Source organism: Novosphingobium sp. ZN18A2 (assembly GCF_036784765.1).
Lineage (GTDB): Bacteria > Pseudomonadota > Alphaproteobacteria > Sphingomonadales > Sphingomonadaceae > Novosphingobium.
Genome location: NZ_CP136651.1, coordinates 1,234,734 through 1,252,818, shown reverse-complemented (window position 1 = coordinate 1,252,818; position 18,085 = coordinate 1,234,734). Strand labels below are relative to the sequence as shown.

Here is an 18,085-nt window from a genome sequence, read left to right as displayed (position 1 = left end):
TCGCAGCAGGTCGGCGGTAGAGAGCAGGAGATCGTTCCAGGCGAGCCGCTAGAGCCAGTGCGCGGGAATGCCCGAGAGCCCGTAGAGCGCGCCTGCCAGCTGCCCGGTGATCGCCGCGGTCGTATCGGCGTCATCTCCTAGGTTGGCGGCAAGAAGCACCGCGTCGGCAAAGGTGCCGGTCCGCCCCACGCACCACAGCGCCGCCTCGAGCGAATGCGCGACATAGCCCGAGGACTGGATGTCATCGCGCGCCTCCACGCGGCATATCCCCGTGGTTCGCAGACTTATCCGAAATAGTTCACGCCCAAACATTTTCTTCGGCTGACGAATGTCAGTCGATGCTATGCTAGTCATCCCAATAAAGCGGTTAGGAAATGGGAAAATGTTCAACCATGATGCGACGCAGGATTGGAAAGCGTTCGGCGATGACAACCCCTACTTCGGTGTATTGTCGAATCCCAAGTATACGGGTCGGAAGCTCACTGAGCCATTGCTGGAGGAGTTCTTTAGCTCTGGAGCCGATCACGTCCGCTTGTTGATTGATGCCCTCGAAGATTGCTTCGGCCACATCCCTAGGGGCAGTGCATTGGATTTCGGTTGTGGCGTCGGCCGCATCGCACAGGCGCTGGCAGAGGAGTACGGCTCGGTCGTCGGCCTCGACGTCTCGCCGGGAATGTTGGCCGAAGCTCGACGCAATGCACAGGCAAGCGGCCAGACCAACCTAACTTATGCGGACTCACTTGATCCAAACTACTTTCGGCCCGCCAGCTACGATCTCGTGCACAGTTACATTGTACTTCAACACATTCCCGTCGCGACAGGGGAAGAGATCATCGAGCAGTTGATCGCGGCGGTCAAGCCAGGTGGTATTGGCGCACTGCACATGACTATTTTGCCGGCCACCGGCCAGATCAGGGCACATCTCCGCAATCTGATTAAGCGCAATCGAGCGCTCCGCGTCTTGGGCAATTTGGCGAAAGGGCGCGCTTGGAATCTCCCCGCCATGGAGATGAATCTCTATCGCACCGAACGGATAATCGAGATGTTCGCTCGGGCCGGGATCGAGCGTTTCCACTGCATCCGTGTCGATGATTGGGGATCGATCGGGTTATTCTTCCTGCTTCGTAAGGAAGTTGATGGGTCTAGCCTGTCTCCATGGTCGAACCCCCTCACCGTGGAAAGAGGGTGAGCGGGCCAAATTAACGACCAATTGAAGCCTTTCTATATTCAGCTAGCTGTCCAGTATACGTAATTGAGGCGGAGGGCATAAGCCGGGGCGAAACAGACGTCACATTCTGACATCTCCGTCGTCGCATGAACGTCCGCTACCCCCAATTTTGCTGCCGTTGACGGCATCCCGAGGGCCGCCTGAAGCCCTCCTTCGTTGTCGGATCTGAAAGCATGAACGGATGGCCGCTAACAGGGAGCCAAGCTGGCCGTGCGTACGACCGCTTTGTTGGCGACAGCAGACGACCCAGAGCCGGTCGTTCAGATCCGCGCCGACGAACGTCCAGTCTTGATAAAAGCTGCCGATGAGACGTCCCGAAGCGGTCCGTCAGCCAAGCGCCCAATTGCCGTCGTCCCGAGCTTCGTCTGCATAACCTTAAAGCTGTCATCGCTCCATCAATGCTGAAATTAATCGTCTAAAACGCGCTTGGGCAGAACCCGCCGGGCAGACGCTGGAAATACTATTCGATGGCGGCCCATACCGAAGGGAGGGAGCCAGTCAGCTACTCGATCAGCTCGCGTCAGCCGCTCGCATCCTGGCTCTGGAAACTGCGCAATTCCCGTTCGGCGACCTTGCCTGCCGAAACCGGATCCGTGCCAATGCCGCTCAGCCCCATCAGGATCATTGCCGTGAGCGCTGACCCCGCCTCGGCCGAAGAAAGGCCCCGCCGGACAATGTCGGTCATGAGAGCCTGGCAGAGCCCGATCCAATAGAGCACCCCCCATTCGGCAGCTTCGGGACGAGCCGCGCCCGCCGAAATCGCGTCGAGCAGATCGCGTGACACGCCGGCATTGAGTGGATGTTTCGCGCCAGTAGCTCCGGAATCGGCGCGAAGCATGACCAAGGTCCGGGCACGGTCTGTCAGCGCGAACCTGGCTGCGACCCGCATTCCTCCTGCAAGCCGGACCGCAGGGTCCGTCTCACCGGAGTTTGCTTCATCGACCTGCCGCTCGATCTCCAACCGGATTTCAGCGGCCAGAGAGGCCGCGAACGCGTGCTTGTCGTCGAAATGATTGAAGAAAGTGCCTTTGGCGACACCGGCCGCAGCCACGATTTCGTCGACCGATACCGCATCGACCGGCTTTGCGGCGAACAACCGTAGCCCAGCCTCGATCAGGGCGGCACGGCTCCGCGCAGCGCGAGGGTTGGCGGCAGGGCGGGACGAGGAAGCAGTGACATTCATGGATTGACCGTCTAGTCAACTTTCTCTAGATGACCAAATAGTCAATAAAGAATCGGGAGAGTGGTGATGAGCCTGATCAAGGTTGTGGACATCGCCCATGTTCGTTTTTCCGCGCCTGATCTCGCGCAGATGCAGGGCTTCCTCGATGACTTCGGGCTGACGACCTTCAAGCAGGACGGCCGGCTCTACGCGCGCGCCAGAGACGGTCGTCCTTTTGTTCATGTCACTGAGCAGGGTGACCCAGGTTTCCTCGCCTTCGGTTTTCGCGCCGCGTCCGTCGAGGACCTCGACATTCTCGCGAAGGCCGAGGGGGTGGCGGTCGAGGACACGCTTGAGCCAGGCGGCGGAAGGGTAGTGCGGCTGACTGATCCCGACGGATTCCGCGTCGAGGTCGTCGCGGGGCAGGCACAGACACCTTGCGAGGGCGGACCTGTCGATCTGCCGCGCAACACCGCCGCGCACCGCAATCGCCTGCGCGAGACGGTTCGGCTGACCGCAGGGCCGGCGCACGTCAGGCGGATCGGGCACGGGGTGCTGAACGTCAGTGACTTTCGGACCTCGGAAGCCTGGTACAAGGAACGCTTCGGCTTCCTCACCTCCGACGAGGTCGAAGCGGCGAAGGACGTGCCGCTGGGCGCCTTCATGGGTGCTGTCAGGCAAACGCTAACTTCTCTCCAGTCGGCGATTCGGTTCGGCTAGAGGGAGTGCGATGATTCCAATTTCCTACAAGCGACATCGGTTCCCGCCGGACACGATCAGACTGGCGGTTTGGCTCTACTTCCGCTTCACGACCAGCCTGCGCGACGTCGAGGAGATGCTCGCCGAGCGCGGGATCGACGTCACCTACGAGACGATCCGTTGCTGGGCGAACAAGTTCGGGCCAGCGATCGCGGCGAACATCCGGCGCGCCCGATCGCGTGCCGATAGCGTGTGGCATCTCGACGAGATGGTGGTGCGGATCAGCGGGGTCAGGATGTTCATGTGGCGCGCCGTCGACCGCGAAGGTGAAGTTCTCGATGTTCTCGTACAGAAGCGTCGCAACAAGAAGGCAGCAGTGAAATTGCTGCGGAAACTGCTGAAGAACCAAGGCTATGTGCCGGACGAGATCGTGACCGACGGGCTGAAATCATATCCGGCCGCGATGAAGGTGCTAGGCTGCAGCCACCTCCACAGGCCGGGCCGGCTGCGCGACAACAACCGGGTCGAGAACAGTCACCTTCCCGTCCGACGACGAGAGCGGAAGATGCAGAGGTTCAAGTCCCACGGTCAGGCACAGCGGTTCGTTTCCACCCACTCTGCGGTCTACAACACATTCAACACCCAGCGTCACCTTGCCTCCCGACACACCATGCGCATCTTCCGAGCCGCCGCCATGGCGGAGTGGAACGCCGCGTCAGCCGCTCAGAGATGAAGTTTCAGTTTTCCGGATTGGCGCGCGCCGGCGCCGCTAACCTGACAACACCGAATCAAGCCATCGCCATCCGAATAGCGGCCGGGCTCGCTTAGCTCTCGGACCTTGTCCTTGCTCAAGTTTCCCATTCGCGGATCATAGCAGAATCTGGTGGAAGATGAAGAGGCCCAACCCCACACAACCCCACACTCTACCCCACATACGTCAGGAAACGCCCAAACACGCCAGAACACAACGAGGGACAAAAAACGTGATACTTCCGCGCTTTATTGGATATACAGCGACACCGGAACACGTTGAGGAATGGGGAATTGGCGGAGAGGGTGGGATTCGAACCCACGTTACGGTTGCCCGTAAACCGCATTTCGAGTGCGGCGCATTCGACCTCTCTGCCACCTCTCCACGAAGTGCCTGGAAGGGCGAAAAGGGTTCGCCCCCGGGTCGGGAAGCGCGCGGTTAGCGCATGGGCGCGCGCTTGCCAAGAGGAAAGCTGCGGAAGAAATCGCGCGGTCGCTTGTTTGGGTGCACTGCAAAACCTATATTGCCCGCATGGACCGAGCGAGCTTCTTTTCACCGCAGGCTGGCCGCCACGTCACTGCACCGCCTGTGTCGTCCGCCCGATTTGGCATCGGGGATATCGTGCGCCATCGCATGTTCGATGTGCGCGGGGTGATTTTCGATATCGATCCCGTCTTCGCCAACAGCGAGGAATGGTACGAATCGATTCCCGAAGACCTGCGGCCGAACCGCGACCAGCCGTTCTATCACCTGCTCGCTGAAAACGACGACAGCAGCTATGTCGCCTATGTCAGCCAGCAGAACCTGATGTGCGACGCGGAATCGGGCCCGGTCGAACATCCCTCTCTCGATGACATCTTCGAAGGATTCCACGGCGGGCGTTATCGCCTGCACCGTTCGATGACGCATTGATGCGCAGGTTTAAGCGCAGGCGCGCGTTTTCACGCGCCTGCGCCGGGCAATTTCCGCCTCAGCTCTTCAGCTTCCAGCCGCTTTTCAGCAGGGCATAGACCACGCCCGCAACCACCAGGTTGAGCACGCCCAGATAGATCGCACCGTGCAGCACCGCGACATTGGTGTCGCCAATGTCGCTCTGCCCCAGAAACCCGAACCGGAATCCGGAAATGATGTAGAAGATCGGGTTCACGCGGCTGACCGCCTGGAACGCCGGGGCAAGGTTGCTGATCACATAGAACGTGCCCGACAGCATCGACAGCGGCATGATCACGAAATTGGTCACCGCCGCGTTATGATCGAACTTTTCCGCCCATAGCGAGGTGAGCAGGCCGACCAGCGCCAGCAGGAACGCGCCGTTAAGGCCAAACCAGACAATCGCCCAGGGATGCCGGATGGTCAGTTCCACACCCGGCCAGAGCAGCATCGCACCATAAACGGCAAGCCCGACGCAGATGGCCCGCGTCACCGCCGCCGCTGTCATCGCCAGCAACAGTTCGATCTCGGACAGGGGCGGCATCAGGTAATCGACGATGGTGCCCTGGATCTTGCCGGCAAGCAGGCTGAAGCTCGCATTGGCAAAGGAATTGTTGAGCATTCCCATGGCGATCAGGCCGGGCGCGACGAAGCTGGCGAAGTTGACGCCCAGGATCTGCCGATCCCCCCGCCCCATCGCCAATGTGAAGATCATCAGAAAAAGCAGCGTCGACACGGCGGGCGCCCAGATCGTCTGGGTCTGCACCTTGAAGAACCGGCGGACCTCCTTCATATAGAGAGTCCACATGCCGAGCCGGTTGAAACTGCGGAAATGCGGTTGCCCGGGCGGAGCAAACCCTCCGGAGCGACGGGTAGAGACGCCCTGTGCGGGCAAAGATTGATCGGCCATGCCCGCGCGGTACTTCGCGGGTACGGTCATGGCAAGACTTCACTGGGCTCGCAGCCGTGCGATCCCCGAAACAGGAACAAGGGCACGCGATGAGCTGGACCGAAGAGCGGATCGAGAAACTGACCAAGATGTGGGAAGGCGGCTCCACCGCCAGCCAGATCGCGGAAGAACTTGGCGGGGTCAGCCGCAATGCTGTGATCGGCAAGGCGCATCGCCTTGGCCTGAAGGCGCGCCCCTCTCCCGTAAAGGCGGGGGAAAAGGAAAAGTCCGAAGCTCCGGCCAAGGCATCGCGCCCCGCACCGGCCGCGAAGCCCAGCGAACCGCGCATGGCGAAGCCGGCAGCCAGACCCGCGCCGGCGGCAAGCCCGGCCCCGCCCCCGCCGCCTTCGGCCGCCCCCGGCGCGACGCCGGCAGGGCAGAAGGCCGACACGGGCAATACCCCGGCGCCGCAACAGCGCGTCGTCTCGGTCGGCCCGGGCGGTTTTCTTCGCCAGGGTCCGGGTGACCAGCAGGCTCCGATCCCGCCCGCGCCGCCCCGGCGCCTGGTGCCTGCGCGCCCCAGCCCCGAAATCGCCGACAAGACCAGCCTGCTGGACCTTAACGACCGGATCTGCCGCTGGCCGATGGGACACCCCGGCGAGCCCGACTTCCACTTTTGCGGAGAGAAGGTGAACCCCGGCTTCCCCTATTGCGTGGAACATTGCGGCCGCGCTTATCAGGCGCAGCTGCCGCGCGGCCATCGTCGCCCGCCTCCGCCGCTTCCGTTCGGCGGTCCGCGCGTCCGCTGACGCCAAGGCGCGCTGCGTCGCTGGCGATCGTCAGGCGCGCCTTCGGGTCAGGCGCGCTTCCCGGGTTTGGTTAATTTTCGCGGTCACACCCCGTTCTATGGGGCATGACCGCGCATGACCCTGCCCTGACAAGCCATTCGCACCGCCTGCGCCGCTGGTTCGGTCTCGGGCGAGCCGCCGCGCCAGACGTGCCGTCTGTCCAGCCGGGCGCCAGCCTGCCGCCGCGCAATCGCGTGCTGTTGCAGATCGAACGGTTCCTGGACGATTTCGACATCGAAATGTCCGGATCGGCACTGGCGATTGCGCACGACTGCGTGACCGGGGCCAATCCCGAGCTTTCCCGCCGCGTCGAGGGCCGGCGTAAACAGGGACGCATCGTCAGCCTGTCATGGCTGGAGCGCGTGGCCCGCGAAACCGGGCACGACCGGCAGGCCGCCGCCGTCAGCGCGCTTGCCGAACGGCTGGAAAAGGGGCTTGAGGAATTCGGCAACCAGGCGCGCACCGACACCGAAGCGACCCGCGATTACAAACAGGCGCTCAACCGCCATGTCGACGATCTGGAGCGGGCGAGCGACGGGGACGATGTAATCGCCGAACTGCTTTCCATCGGCCGGGTGATGCTGAACCGGACGCTGCGGATCGAAACGCGGCTGGAACGCAGCGAGCAACGCGCCAGGAAGCTCCAGGGCGATCTTGAAGCCGCCCGGCGCGCGGCCGAGGTCGATCACCTGACCGAGCTGCCCAATCGTCGCGCCTTCGACAGGCTGTACGAAGACCAGTATCGTTCGGCGCGCGCGCTGAACGACCCGCTTTGCATCGCATTTTGCGACATCGACCACTTCAAGAAAATCAACGACACACATGGCCACGCGGCAGGCGACAGGGTTCTGCGCACGGTCGCGACGTTGCTTGCGAAGATTTCCGATGACAAGTGTCATGTCGCCCGTCACGGCGGAGAGGAATTTGCTGTGCTGTTCCGGGGCCAGACGCTTGAGCAGGCGCGCACCCGGCTGGACGGCGCGCGCAGCGAACTGGCACAGCGCAGGCTCGTCAACCGCACCACAGACGAACCGTTTGGCCAGATCACGTTTTCCGCCGGCATCGCGGACGCGCTTGCCTGGAGCGACCGGCGCGCCGCGTTGAAGGCGGCCGACCAGGCGCTTTATGCGGCGAAAAAGGCGGGCCGGAACAGGATTTCAGCGGCGCCCTTGCCGAACGGCTGAGAAGCGGGGGTCACGTCGCGCCTTCCCGGCAAGCATGGGCATATCGACAGAGAGGCAAGCCAGAAGGGCAGGCAAACAAAAAGGGCCGCGGATCGCTCCGCGGCCCTTTTCCTGTCTGTGCCGTCAGGACGGATCAATCGTCCTTCAGGAACGCCGGCATGTGGTCGGGGTTGCCGCCACCTTCGCCGCCACGGTCACGACGCGGGCCACGATCACGGTCGCCGCCGCGGCCACGGCCGCCGCGATCGCCGCGCGGGCCGCGACGGTCACCGCGATCGCCACGCGGTTCGCGCGGCGGGCGGGTATCTTCCAGCTCTTCGCCGGTTTCCTGATCGACGACGCGCATCGACAGGCGAACCTTGCCGCGCGGATCGATCTCCAGCACCTTGACCTTCACTTCCTGGCCTTCGGAAACAACGTCGGTCGGCTTTTCGACGCGCTCGTTCTTCATTTCCGACACGTGGACGAGACCGTCCTTGCCGCCCATGAAGTTCACGAAAGCACCGAAGTCGACGATGTTGACGACCTTGCCGGTGTAGATCTTGCCGACCTCGGGCTCTTCCACGATGCCCTGGATCCAGGCCTTGGCGGCCTCGATCTGGTTGATGTCGGACGAGCTGATCTTGATCACGCCTTCGTCGTCGATATCCACCTTGGCGCCGGTTTCGGCCACGATCTCGCGGATCACCTTGCCGCCGGTGCCGATGACGTCGCGGATCTTCGACTTGTCGATCTGGATCGTCTCGATGCGCGGCGCATGGGCCGAAAGCTCGGTACGGGCAGAACCCAGGGCCTTGGTCATTTCACCCAGGATGTGCGCGCGTCCGGCCTTCGCCTGCTCAAGCGCCTTGCCCATGATCTCCTTGGTGATGCCGGCGATCTTGATGTCCATCTGCATCGTGGTGATGCCGTTCTCGGTGCCGGCCACCTTGAAGTCCATGTCGCCAAGGTGATCCTCGTCACCCAGGATGTCCGAAAGGACGGCGAATTCGTCGCCTTCCAGGATCAGACCCATGGCGATGCCCGAAACCGGGCGCTCGATCGGAACGCCGGCGTCCATCATCGCAAGGCAGCCGCCACATACCGTCGCCATCGACGAGGAGCCGTTGGATTCGGTCACGTCGGAAAGCACGCGGATCGTGTAGGGGAAGTCTTCCTTGCTCGGCAGGACCGGGTGCAGCGCGCGCCACGCCAGCTTGCCGTGGCCGATTTCGCGGCGGCCCGGCGCGCCGAAGCGACCCACTTCGCCAACCGAATAGGGCGGGAAGTTATAGTGCAGCATGAACGCCGAGTACGACAGGCCTTCCAGCCCGTCGATCATCTGCTCGCTGTCCTTGGTGCCCAGCGTGGTGGTGCAGATGGTCTGCGTTTCACCGCGCGTGAACAGGGCCGAACCGTGCGTGCGCGGCAGGAAGCCGACCATCGCCTCGATCGGGCGGACCTGGTCGAGCTTGCGGCCGTCGATGCGCTGGCCGTCCTTGAGGATGGCACCGCGAACGATATCGGCCTCGACCTTCTTCATGGTCTTGATGGCGACCATCTGGGTCTGCGGCTCGGCGTCGGCGAAGGCTTCCTTGGCCTTGGCGCGCGCGGCGTTGAGCGCGTCCGAACGGGCCGACTTGTCGGTCAGCTTGTAGGCGGCGGCAACGTCGGCGCCGATCACATCCTTGAGCTTCGCCTTGATGTCGGAGGTGTTGTCCGACATGTCGATTTCCCAAGGCTCCTTGGCGGCCTTTTCGGCCAGCTGGATGATGAGGTCGACAACCTTCTTGCATTCGTCATGCGCGAACATGACGGCGCCGAGCATCTCGTCCTCGGCCAGCTCCTTGGCTTCCGATTCCACCATCATCACGGCTTCGCCGGTGGCGGCCACGACAAGGTCGAGACGGCCGTCTTCGATGGCAGCGGACTGCTTGGGGTTGAGCGTGTATTCGCCATCGACGAAGCCCACGCGGCAGGCGCCGATCGGCCCCATGAACGGCACGCCCGAAATGGTCAGCGCGGCCGAAGCGGCGATCATCGCCAGCACGTCAGGCTCGGTCTCGCCGTCATAGCTCATCACCTGGGCGATGACGTTGATCTCGTTATAGAAGCCTTCGGGGAACAGCGGACGAACCGGGCGGTCGATCAGGCGGCTGGTCAGCGTTTCCTTTTCGGTCGCGCCGCGCTCACGCTTGAAAAAGCCGCCGGGAATGCGGCCGGCGGACGAGAACTTTTCCTGATAGTGCACGGTCAGCGGGAAGAAGTCCTGCCCTTCCTTGACCGATTTGGCGGCCGTGACCGCGCAGAGCACGACTGTTTCGCCATACGTGGCGAGGACCGCGCCATCAGCCTGACGGGCGATGCGGCCGGTTTCCAGGGTGAGGGTCTTTCCGCCCCACTCCATCGAAACGGTTTTTACGTCGAACATTGTATTTCCTTCAGCCCGCGGGCCCTATTGCCGGCGGGGTTTGCTGCCGGGGATTCCGTCCCGGTCCGGTGTGGGGCCTTGGCTTGCCCCGTGGCGTGCCCTCGCCGGATTGCGAGAGCTTGCCCCTTTTCATCGGCCCTGCCCGCAAAGATCGCGGCAGGGCACATGCAAGAAGCGGCCCGCAGGGGGCCGCTTCGAAAACTTACTTACGAAGACCGAGCTTCTGGATCAGTGCGTTATAGCGCTCGACGTCTTTCTTCTTGAGATAGGCGAGGAGGCTGCGGCGCTTGTTGACCATCATCAGCAGGCCGCGACGCGAATGGTTGTCCTTGTGGTGCTCCTTGAAGTGCTCGGTCAGGTTGCGGATCCGTTCGGTCAGGATCGCGACCTGCACTTCCGGCGAACCGGTGTCACCCTTCACGCGGCCATTGTCTTCGATGATCTCGGTCTTCTTCTCGGCGGTAACCGACATATGCTTCACTCCGCGACATCGGGAAGGTTGAAACCCCTGACGACGCGGGCTTCGCCGCCCAAAAGCTGCATCAGCGCGACGGGGACAGTCCCCAGTCTCGCCCAGTACAGCCCGTCTTCAAGAGCCACTCCGGCCAGAACGCGGCCCTGGCGGACCGCCCTTGCCTGCTCCGGATCGAGGGGAAGCGCCGGGATGTCGTCCAGCGCCGCCTCTAGCGGCAAGAGTACCTGTTCAAGGGGCGCGCCCTTACCGATTTCGTTGAGTTTGTCCAGCGAAATCGCGCGAGCCAGGTCGAACGGACCAGCGCGCGTGCGGCGAAGATAGGTAACATGGCCGCGCGTTCCAAGCGCCAGCGCAATATCGCGGGCAAGGCTGCGAATATACGTGCCCTTGGAAACCTCTGCCACCAGCGTCACCGCATCGGCCAGCTCCAGCGGCGCGTGCGGATCGTAGGGATCGGGTCGCCCGCCCGTGGTGGCGAAGCTGGAGGCGATGCTCTCATCGCTCCGCTCACCCGCAAGGCGCAGCGAATGGATCGTGACGCGGCGCGATTTCAGGTCAACGTCTTCGCCCGCCCGCGCGCGGTCATACGCGCGCTGGCCATCGACCATCAGCGCGGAATAGGCTGGCGGAACCTGATCTATCTCGCCCGTGAAGGCTTCAAGCACCGCCGCGACCGCCGCGAAGGGAGGGCGATGCGGGCTGGTGGCGACCACCTTGCCTTCAAGGTCCAGCGTGTCGGTCTCTTCCCCGAACTGCACGGTAAACGCGTATTCCTTGCTCGCATCGAGCATCCGGCCGCACAGCTTGGTCGCTTCGCCCAGCGCGATCGGCAGGACGCCGCTCGCCAGCGGGTCGAGCGTGCCGCCGTGACCGACCTTTACCTTGCCAAAGCCCGCCTCGCGCAGGTTGCGCTTCACCGCGCCGACCGCCTGGGTCGAGCCAAGTCCTACGGGTTTGTCGAGGATGATCCAGCCGTTTGGCGAATGTGCAGGCATGGCGGCGCCTTAGCGCGGCCATACCCCGCTGTCAGGCCTTATGACCGGGATTGGTGTTCGGCCCTGGCCTTTTCGCCGTGGTCAGCCTTCCTGGGCGGGCCATCGACCTTCACGAACGACTTGAACGGATAACGCTGCCCGTGGATGTAAACCGCGCCGAACCTGTCGAGCGTGCCGGTCGGCCCCGCATCGATGCCGATGAACTCCACAAAGGGCAGGTCAAGCGCGGGCATGAACAGTTCCGCACGATACCACTGGCGATGGCTGTCCTGGAAATAGACCGTGCTGTCGCCTTCGCTGCGCCAGTCCCAGATTCCGCCGTGATTGGCGAATGGAATGCTGGCAGCAGGTTCGTGTGCGGATTGCTGCTTGGTGGATTGCTGCCGGGCGGCCTGCTCCTGTCCGGAATGCTCCTGTCCGGCCTGTGCCAGCGCGGTCGCGGGGGCAGCAAGCACCAGCGCGGCAACCGGCGCCAGCCACATGGCGGCCCTGCGGCGTTGGTTTCTCGCGGGATTTAGCGTGGGATTTATCATGGAATGTTTCCTCTACGGGTCCATTCCCCCTCACCACCCTAGATCGGATCGCGTCATCCGCGTTGCAAGCCGCAGCCCGGCAACATTACGCAATTCTCATGAAGTCAGGTGATCCGGACGCCCGAAACCGCCTGCGTTACCTGCAGGAAGTGGTTGAAAAGCCACTGCACCGGCGGAATCACGACCGCGCCGATCAGGTCGAAACCGGGTATCAGCCAGGGCACCACGAACAACAGGATCAGGATGATCGCGAAGCCCGCCTGCCGCGTGCGGGCATAGGCGCGCGCGGCATCGCGCGGCAGCAGTCCCTCGACGATGTGCGACCCGTCGAACGGCGGGATCGGCAGCAGGTTGAAGAAGGCGAGGAACAGGTTGATGGCGATGAAGTTCGCCATGTTGTCGCGCAGGAACAGCGCCGTCATGCCGGGATCGGCCGGGCCGACGGCGCGCACCAGCAGGCCAAGGCCGATCGCTCCGGCAAGCGCCAGCACGATGTTGGAACCCGGCCCGGCGGCGGCCACGAACATCATGTCGCGCCGCGGATTGCGCAGGCGCCGCGCATCGACCGGCACCGGCTTTGCCCAGCCGAACGCGGTATGCGTTGTCAGCCACAGGAAGCCGGGCACCAGCAAGGTGCCCACCGGATCGACATGGCGAATGGGATTGAGGCTGAGGCGGCGCTGCTCGTGTGCGGTGGGATCACCGAACATCCTGGCGACGAGGCCGTGCGAAACCTCATGAAACACGATGGCGATAACCAGCGGGATAATCACCGTGGCGACCTGCCACATCGTGGAATCGGGATTGAAGCCGTTCACTCTTGTCTTCCGTTTATCGGACGGCCTCCCCGTCCCACGCCTATGTGGGGTGCGACAGCCCGTTCGTGAACCCCGTCAATCTCGCGCCGCCCATTCGTCCGCCAGGATGGACCACATCGCGGTATCGCGCACGTGCCCGGTCCAGGTGATCCGCTCTGCCCGCAGCGTGCCTTCCTTGACCGCGCCCAGCTTTGCCACGGCAGCCTGGCTGCGCGCGTTCCGCTCGTCTATGCGGAATTCGATCCGGCGGATACCGCTGGCAAAGGCGCGGTCCAGCAGCAGGCGCTTCACCCGCCCGTTCATCCCGCTGCCGCGCACTTTCGGCGCCATGAACGTTCCGCCGATCTCTGCCGTTTCGCGATCTGGCGCAATGTTGAGGAAGCTGGTCATTCCCACCACTTCACCGTCCAGCATCACCGCGAACACATGCCGCGCCGGATTGTCCAGCAAGGCGCGCGCCCTTGTTTCAAAATGTTCGCCATAGAGCGGGGCCGGATAGATCTCCCAAACGGGATCATCGGGCAGAAAACAGGCGTTGAGGCCCGCAAGGTGCCGCTCTGCCACAGGTTCCAGCCGGATCGCCCCACCTTCCCAGCCCTCGTCCGCCATCGGCTGCAACAGGGCGGCAAGATCGATCACCGCATCGCCTCGGAAAAGTGCCTGCGGCACAGCGCGACATAGCGGTCGTTCCCGCCGATTTCCGTCTGCGCCCCTGCTTTCACCGCCGCGCCGCTGGCATCGACACGCAGGTTCATCGTCGCCTTGCGCCCGCAATGGCACACCGCCTTCAATTCGATCAGCGCATCGGCGATGCCAAGCAGCGCGGCCGATCCTGGGAACAGTTCTCCCTGGAAATCGGTGCGCAAGCCATAACAAAGGACGGGCACGTTGCCCTCGTCAGCCAGCCGGGCGAGTTGCCACACCTGTCCGCGCGTGAGGAACTGCGCCTCGTCCACCAGCACGCAGGCCAGCGGCTGGACGTGATGGGCCGCCGTCACCCGTTCCCACAGGTCGGTATCGCCCACGAACCGGTGCGCATCGGCGTGCAGGCCGATGCGGCTCTCGATCGCGTTTTCGCCGCCGCGATGGTCCAGCGCGGCGGTCCACAGCATCGTTGTCATGCCGCGTTCGCGATAGTTGAAATCGGCCTGCAGCAGCGTGGTCGATTTGCCCGCGTTCATGCTGGCATAATAGAAATAGAGCTTGGCCATCGACGGCGGTGCGCGCTCAGTCGTCGCCCAGATCGCGCTTCACGCGCGGATCGGACAGCAATGCGTCTATCCGCCCTGCTTCGTCAAAGCTCTCATCCGGCATGAACTTGATCTTCGCCGCGTATTTCAGCTTCAGCTTGCCGGCCACTTCGCGCTGGAAATAGGCGGTGTTGGTGCGCAGCGCTTTCAGCACAGCGTCCTCGTCCGCCCCCAGAAGCGGCTTCACATAGACGGTCGCGTGCCGCAGGTCGGGCGACATGCGCACCTCTGTAACGGAAACCGAATGCGCGGAAAGCGTCTCGTCATGCACTTCCTGGCGCATCAGCAGTTCGGACAAAACGTGACGCACCTGTTCGCCCACCTTCAAAAGGCGGACGCTGCGGCTTTCGGGAGTGGATTGCTGGCGGGCCATGGTCAGGTCATTCGTTCGAGTATTCGGGCAAGCGAGCGCATATTCCGGGCCGTTCCCCTGCAACCGATACGCTTCGCGATGAAGGCGCCGGTCAGCTTGCTGCCCGCCACGCCTTCGATGAAATCGATATAGAGCGCACGGTCGCCCAGTGCCAGCCTTTCCGGGCCGCGACCGCGATGGTCCGCCAAAAGCCTTTCGAATGCGTCCCTTGCAGGCTGGTGTTCAAGGAAATGGGTATGGACCAGCTTGTCCTCACCCGTGCCGGCAAAGGGGTTTCCTTCGATCGCCGCCGCCAGTTCCACGGCATCGCGCACCGCGACGAATGGGCGGAAGCCGAAATGCCTCTCAACAACCGCCGCAATCTCCTCGCCCGGCCCGTCCTCCACGCCGTCCTTGGCCGAGAACAGCACATTACCGCTCGCCGTCACGGTTTCCACGTCGCGAAAGCCCGCATCGCCCAGTGCGGCGCGCAAGGCATCCATCCTGATGCGATTGCCGCCGACGTTGACCGAGGCGAGCAACGCAGCGAACCGCATGGATCAGGTTCCGGGCCGCGGCGTCGGTATTGCCGTCGAGGTCGAGCGGGCCAGCACGTTCCCTTCGGCGTCGAACAGTTCGCCTTCCAGGAAAATCACCCGCTTGCCGCGCCGCAGGACGCGCCCCGTGCAGGTCAACGGACCGGCCGGGACCATTTTCAGCAATGTCATCGTGATATCGAGGTTGAGCGGCGCTTCCACGCCGCCGGTCGCCATCACGTGTGCCCAGCCCATCGCTTCGTCGAGGAACCCGGCGACAAGTCCGCCCTGAACGGCGCCGCGCGGGGTAATGAAGCAATCCGGCGCGGTGAATGCCATCGTCACCGTCTCCGTCTCGCTGTCGAACGAGACGAAACGGACGCCCATGAGCTCGGCATGGGCGCCCTGTGTAGCGGTCAATTCGTTCACAACGTGCGTTCGCGCATCTCGACGTCGAACACTTCAAGCGTATCGCCGGGCTTGATGTCGTTCGTGTCTTCCAGCACGACACCGCATTCAAGGCCCGCACGCACTTCGGGAACGTCGTCCTTGAAGCGGCGAAGCGAAGCGATCGTCGTGCGGCTGACGATAACGTCGTCGCGGGTAAGACGGGCGTGAATACCCTTCTTGATATACCCGTCCACGACCAGCAGGCCCGCAGCCTTGTCCTTCTTGCCCGCCGGGAAGACTTCCTTCACCTCGGCGCGGCCGACAACGGTTTCGATGCGCTCCGGACCCAGCTCGCCGGCCATTTCCGAACGGATATCGTCGGTCAACTGGTAGATCACGTCGAAATACTTCATCCGCACCTTGTTGCGCTCGATCAGCTCGCGCGCCTTGGCGTTGGGACGGACGTTGAAGCCCACGATCGGCGCGCCGCTTGCCTGGGCCAGCGTCACGTCGCTTTCGGTGATCGCACCCACGCCCGAATGCAGGATGCGCACCTTGATCTCGTCGGTCGAAATCTTGTGCAGCGCGTTCACGATCGCCTCGGTCGTGCCCTGCACGTCCGCCTTCACCAGCACCGGATATTCGATCACGTTCTCCTTGTCCTTCAGGGCAGAGAACATCGTGTCCAGGCTGGCAGGCGCCATCGCCGTGCGCTTTTCGGTCGCCTTTTCCTGGCGATAGCCGGCAACTTCGCGGGCGCGGGCTTCGCTTTCGACCACGGTCAGCACGTCGCCGGCCATCGGCACACCGCCGATACCCAGCACTTCGACCGGCATCGAAGGCGGCGCCTTCTTCATCTGGCGGCCCTTGTCGTCAAGCATCGCGCGAACGCGGCCCGACTGGGTGCCGACAACGAAGATATCGCCAACCGAAAGCGTTCCGCGCGTAACCAGCACGGTCGCCAGTGGGCCCTTGCCCTTGTCGAGCTTGGCCTCGACCACGGTCGCCTCGGCGGCCCGGTCGGGATTGGCTTTCAGTTCCATCAGTTCGGACTGGAGCAGGATCTTTTCGATCAGCGTGTCGAGCCCCGCGCCGGTCTTGGCCGAAACTTCCACGTCCTGCACGTCACCGCTCATCTCTTCGACGATAACTTCGTGTTCAAGCAGACGCTCGCGAATCTTCTGCGCGTTCGCCTCGGGCTTGTCGCACTTGGTGATCGCCACGATCATCGGCACGTCGGCGGCCTTGGTGTGATTGATGGCCTCGATCGTCTGCGGCATGATCCCGTCGTCAGCAGCCACCACCAGCACCACGATATCGGTGACATTGGCACCACGCGCGCGCATTTCGGTGAAGGCCTCATGGCCCGGCGTATCGAGGAAGGTGACAAGGTCGCCGCCCTTGGTCTTGATCTGGTAGGCGCCGATATGCTGCGTGATGCCGCCGGCCTCGCCGCGCACCACGTCGGTGCCGCGCAGAGCGTCGAGCAGGCTGGTCTTGCCGTGATCGACGTGGCCCATGATCGTGACCACGGGCGGGCGCGGCTGCAGCGATTCCTCGGGATCGACATCGCCGGCGGTGTCGATATCGACATCGCTTTCCGAAACGCGCTGGATGCGGTGGCCGAATTCCTCGACCAGCAATTCGGCGGTATCGGCGTCGATCGTCTGGTTGACCGTCACCATCATGCCCATCTTGAACAGCGCTTTCACCAGGTCGGCGCCCTTCTCGGCCATGCGGTTCGCCAGTTCCTGGACGGTGATCGCTTCGGGAACGATGACGTCGCGGGTCTGCTTTTCGCGCGGCTGCTGCTGGCCCGAGAAGTGCGCACGGCGCTCCTTCTCTCGCGCGCGCTTCAACGCGGCGAGCGAACGGGCGCGAGCGCCCTCGTCTTCGTTAAGCGCGCGCGTGACGGTCAGCTTGCCGGACTGGCGGCGATGATCGCGGTCGCTTCCGCGATCGCGCGTGTTGCCGGGCTTCTTGGCCGCCGGTTCGGGCCGCTTCGGCGGTGCAACCGGCGTAAAGCGACGCGGCGCGGGCGCGGAAGGCTTGGCTTCGCCCTTCGCCTTGGCGGCAGGCTTTTCCGCAGGCGCTTCCGCGGTTTCTTCCTGAGCCGGCTGCTCGGCATCGGCCGTCTTGGCCTCTTCCGCGGCCTTGGCCTCGGCGGCTTCCTCGGCGGCCTTTGCCGCGGCAGCCTGCTCCGCCTCGGCCTCGGCCTTGCGGTTTTCTTCGGCGCGGCGCTTTTCCTCTTCGGCAGCGCGCAAACGCTCGTCCTCTTCGCGGCGGCGCGCTTCCTCGGCCAGGCGCAGGCGTTCTTCCTCGGCCTCACGCAAGAGGCGAGCCTGCATTTCCTGGCGCGTTTCGCGCGATGCGGCGGGCGGCGGCGGCGTGGGCGCGGGGCGTTTGGCCGCGGCCTTCTTCTGCACGGGCTCGGCAGGCGGCGCGGCGGTTTCGCCTTCGCCTTCCGCCGGAGCATTGCCGGTCCGCGGCACAAGCTTGCGCCGCTTCACTTCGACCACGACCTTGTTGGTCCGGCCATGGCTGAAGGTCTGCTTGACCTCTCCGGCCTCTACCGAGGTCTTCAGACCCAGCGGCCTGCGGCCCAGTTTCGGCTTGTTGTCATCGGTCATCGCGT

Annotated in this window: 20 protein-coding genes and 1 tRNA gene; 6 read left to right on the top strand and 15 right to left on the bottom strand. The window is 63.6% G+C overall.

Annotation, left to right across the window (positions count from 1 at the left end):
• Positions 1 to 48: 48 nt before the first annotated feature.
• Complete coding sequence (locus RXV95_RS06290; RefSeq protein ID WP_338468158.1) at positions 49 to 258, bottom strand: ADP-ribosylglycohydrolase family protein; 210 nt, start codon at positions 256 to 258, stop codon at positions 49 to 51.
• Positions 259 to 382: 124 nt separating this feature from the next.
• On the opposite strand from RXV95_RS06290, the gene RXV95_RS06285 reads away from it, so the two are divergent.
• The gene (locus tag RXV95_RS06285) at positions 383 to 1,189 is read left to right on the top strand and encodes a methyltransferase domain-containing protein (RefSeq protein ID WP_338468157.1); all 807 of its coding nucleotides are present in this window, start codon (positions 383 to 385) and stop codon (positions 1,187 to 1,189) included.
• Between the two features lie 559 nt (positions 1,190 to 1,748).
• On the opposite strand, the gene RXV95_RS06280 is transcribed toward RXV95_RS06285, so the two are convergent.
• Positions 1,749 to 2,411, bottom strand: coding sequence for a TetR/AcrR family transcriptional regulator (locus tag RXV95_RS06280; RefSeq protein ID WP_338468156.1), 663 nt, complete (start codon positions 2,409 to 2,411; stop codon positions 1,749 to 1,751).
• Positions 2,412 to 2,477: 66 nt separating this feature from the next.
• Between RXV95_RS06280 and RXV95_RS06275 the strand changes: the two genes are divergently transcribed.
• A complete protein-coding gene (locus RXV95_RS06275) occupies positions 2,478 to 3,110 on the top strand; it encodes a hypothetical protein (RefSeq protein ID WP_338468155.1) in 633 nt (210 codons plus the stop codon).
• A gap of 10 nt (positions 3,111 to 3,120) precedes the next feature.
• Positions 3,121 to 3,822, top strand: coding sequence for an IS6 family transposase (locus RXV95_RS06270; protein ID WP_338468154.1), 702 nt, complete (start codon positions 3,121 to 3,123; stop codon positions 3,820 to 3,822).
• A gap of 312 nt (positions 3,823 to 4,134) precedes the next feature.
• Here RXV95_RS06270 and RXV95_RS06265 read toward each other — a convergent pair.
• Positions 4,135 to 4,224: transfer RNA gene (locus tag RXV95_RS06265), tRNA-Ser, on the bottom strand.
• A gap of 147 nt (positions 4,225 to 4,371) precedes the next feature.
• Here RXV95_RS06265 and hspQ point away from each other — a divergent pair.
• Positions 4,372 to 4,752, top strand: coding sequence for a heat shock protein HspQ (gene hspQ / locus RXV95_RS06260; protein ID WP_338468153.1), 381 nt, complete (start codon positions 4,372 to 4,374; stop codon positions 4,750 to 4,752).
• A gap of 58 nt (positions 4,753 to 4,810) precedes the next feature.
• Here hspQ and RXV95_RS06255 read toward each other — a convergent pair whose 3' ends face one another.
• Positions 4,811 to 5,680, bottom strand: a complete 870-nt coding sequence (locus tag RXV95_RS06255; protein WP_338468513.1) for an ABC transporter permease — start codon at positions 5,678 to 5,680, stop codon at positions 4,811 to 4,813.
• 89 nt (positions 5,681 to 5,769) lie between these two features.
• Between RXV95_RS06255 and RXV95_RS06250 the strand changes: the two genes are divergently transcribed.
• On the top strand, positions 5,770 to 6,468 hold the full coding sequence (locus RXV95_RS06250) for a GcrA family cell cycle regulator (protein WP_338468152.1): 699 nt from the start codon (positions 5,770 to 5,772) through the stop codon (positions 6,466 to 6,468).
• Positions 6,469 to 6,572: 104 nt separating this feature from the next.
• Complete coding sequence (locus RXV95_RS06245; RefSeq protein ID WP_338468151.1) at positions 6,573 to 7,691, top strand: GGDEF domain-containing protein; 1,119 nt, start codon at positions 6,573 to 6,575, stop codon at positions 7,689 to 7,691.
• Between the two features lie 133 nt (positions 7,692 to 7,824).
• Here the strand turns inward: RXV95_RS06245 and pnp are convergent, their stop codons facing one another.
• From pnp to infB, 11 genes are all read right to left on the bottom strand, one after another.
• On the bottom strand, positions 7,825 to 10,101 hold the full coding sequence (gene pnp / locus RXV95_RS06240; RefSeq protein ID WP_338468150.1) for a polyribonucleotide nucleotidyltransferase: 2,277 nt from the start codon (positions 10,099 to 10,101) through the stop codon (positions 7,825 to 7,827).
• A gap of 202 nt (positions 10,102 to 10,303) precedes the next feature.
• On the bottom strand, positions 10,304 to 10,573 hold the full coding sequence (rpsO, locus tag RXV95_RS06235; RefSeq protein WP_338468149.1) for a 30S ribosomal protein S15: 270 nt from the start codon (positions 10,571 to 10,573) through the stop codon (positions 10,304 to 10,306).
• 5 nt (positions 10,574 to 10,578) lie between these two features.
• Positions 10,579 to 11,571, bottom strand: a complete 993-nt coding sequence (gene truB, locus RXV95_RS06230; RefSeq protein ID WP_338468148.1) for a tRNA pseudouridine(55) synthase TruB — start codon at positions 11,569 to 11,571, stop codon at positions 10,579 to 10,581.
• Between the two features lie 38 nt (positions 11,572 to 11,609).
• Positions 11,610 to 12,053 (bottom strand): DUF6491 family protein, encoded by a 444-nt coding sequence (locus RXV95_RS06225; protein WP_338468147.1) that lies wholly within the window; start codon positions 12,051 to 12,053, stop codon positions 11,610 to 11,612.
• A 155-nt stretch (positions 12,054 to 12,208) separates the two neighbouring features.
• Entirely contained in the window at positions 12,209 to 12,922 is a 714-nt protein-coding gene (locus RXV95_RS06220; protein ID WP_338468146.1) for a site-2 protease family protein, read from the bottom strand.
• A 75-nt stretch (positions 12,923 to 12,997) separates the two neighbouring features.
• Positions 12,998 to 13,561, bottom strand: a complete 564-nt coding sequence (locus RXV95_RS06215; RefSeq protein ID WP_338468145.1) for a GNAT family protein — start codon at positions 13,559 to 13,561, stop codon at positions 12,998 to 13,000.
• Positions 13,558 to 14,133, bottom strand: coding sequence for a thymidine kinase (locus tag RXV95_RS06210; protein WP_338468144.1), 576 nt, complete (start codon positions 14,131 to 14,133; stop codon positions 13,558 to 13,560). The genes RXV95_RS06215 and RXV95_RS06210 overlap by 4 nt, the downstream gene beginning before the upstream one ends.
• A gap of 16 nt (positions 14,134 to 14,149) precedes the next feature.
• Positions 14,150 to 14,545: a 30S ribosome-binding factor RbfA gene (gene rbfA / locus RXV95_RS06205; RefSeq protein WP_338468143.1), complete on the bottom strand. Its 396-nt coding sequence runs from the start codon at positions 14,543 to 14,545 to the stop codon at positions 14,150 to 14,152.
• A gap of 2 nt (positions 14,546 to 14,547) precedes the next feature.
• A complete protein-coding gene (locus RXV95_RS06200; protein WP_338468142.1) occupies positions 14,548 to 15,081 on the bottom strand; it encodes a DUF1697 domain-containing protein in 534 nt (177 codons plus the stop codon).
• A 3-nt stretch (positions 15,082 to 15,084) separates the two neighbouring features.
• Entirely contained in the window at positions 15,085 to 15,489 is a 405-nt protein-coding gene (locus RXV95_RS06195; protein WP_338468141.1) for a PaaI family thioesterase, read from the bottom strand.
• Positions 15,486 to 18,080, bottom strand: coding sequence for a translation initiation factor IF-2 (gene infB, locus RXV95_RS06190; protein WP_338468512.1), 2,595 nt, complete (start codon positions 18,078 to 18,080; stop codon positions 15,486 to 15,488). The genes RXV95_RS06195 and infB overlap by 4 nt, the downstream gene beginning before the upstream one ends.
• Positions 18,081 to 18,085 lie beyond the last annotated feature (5 nt).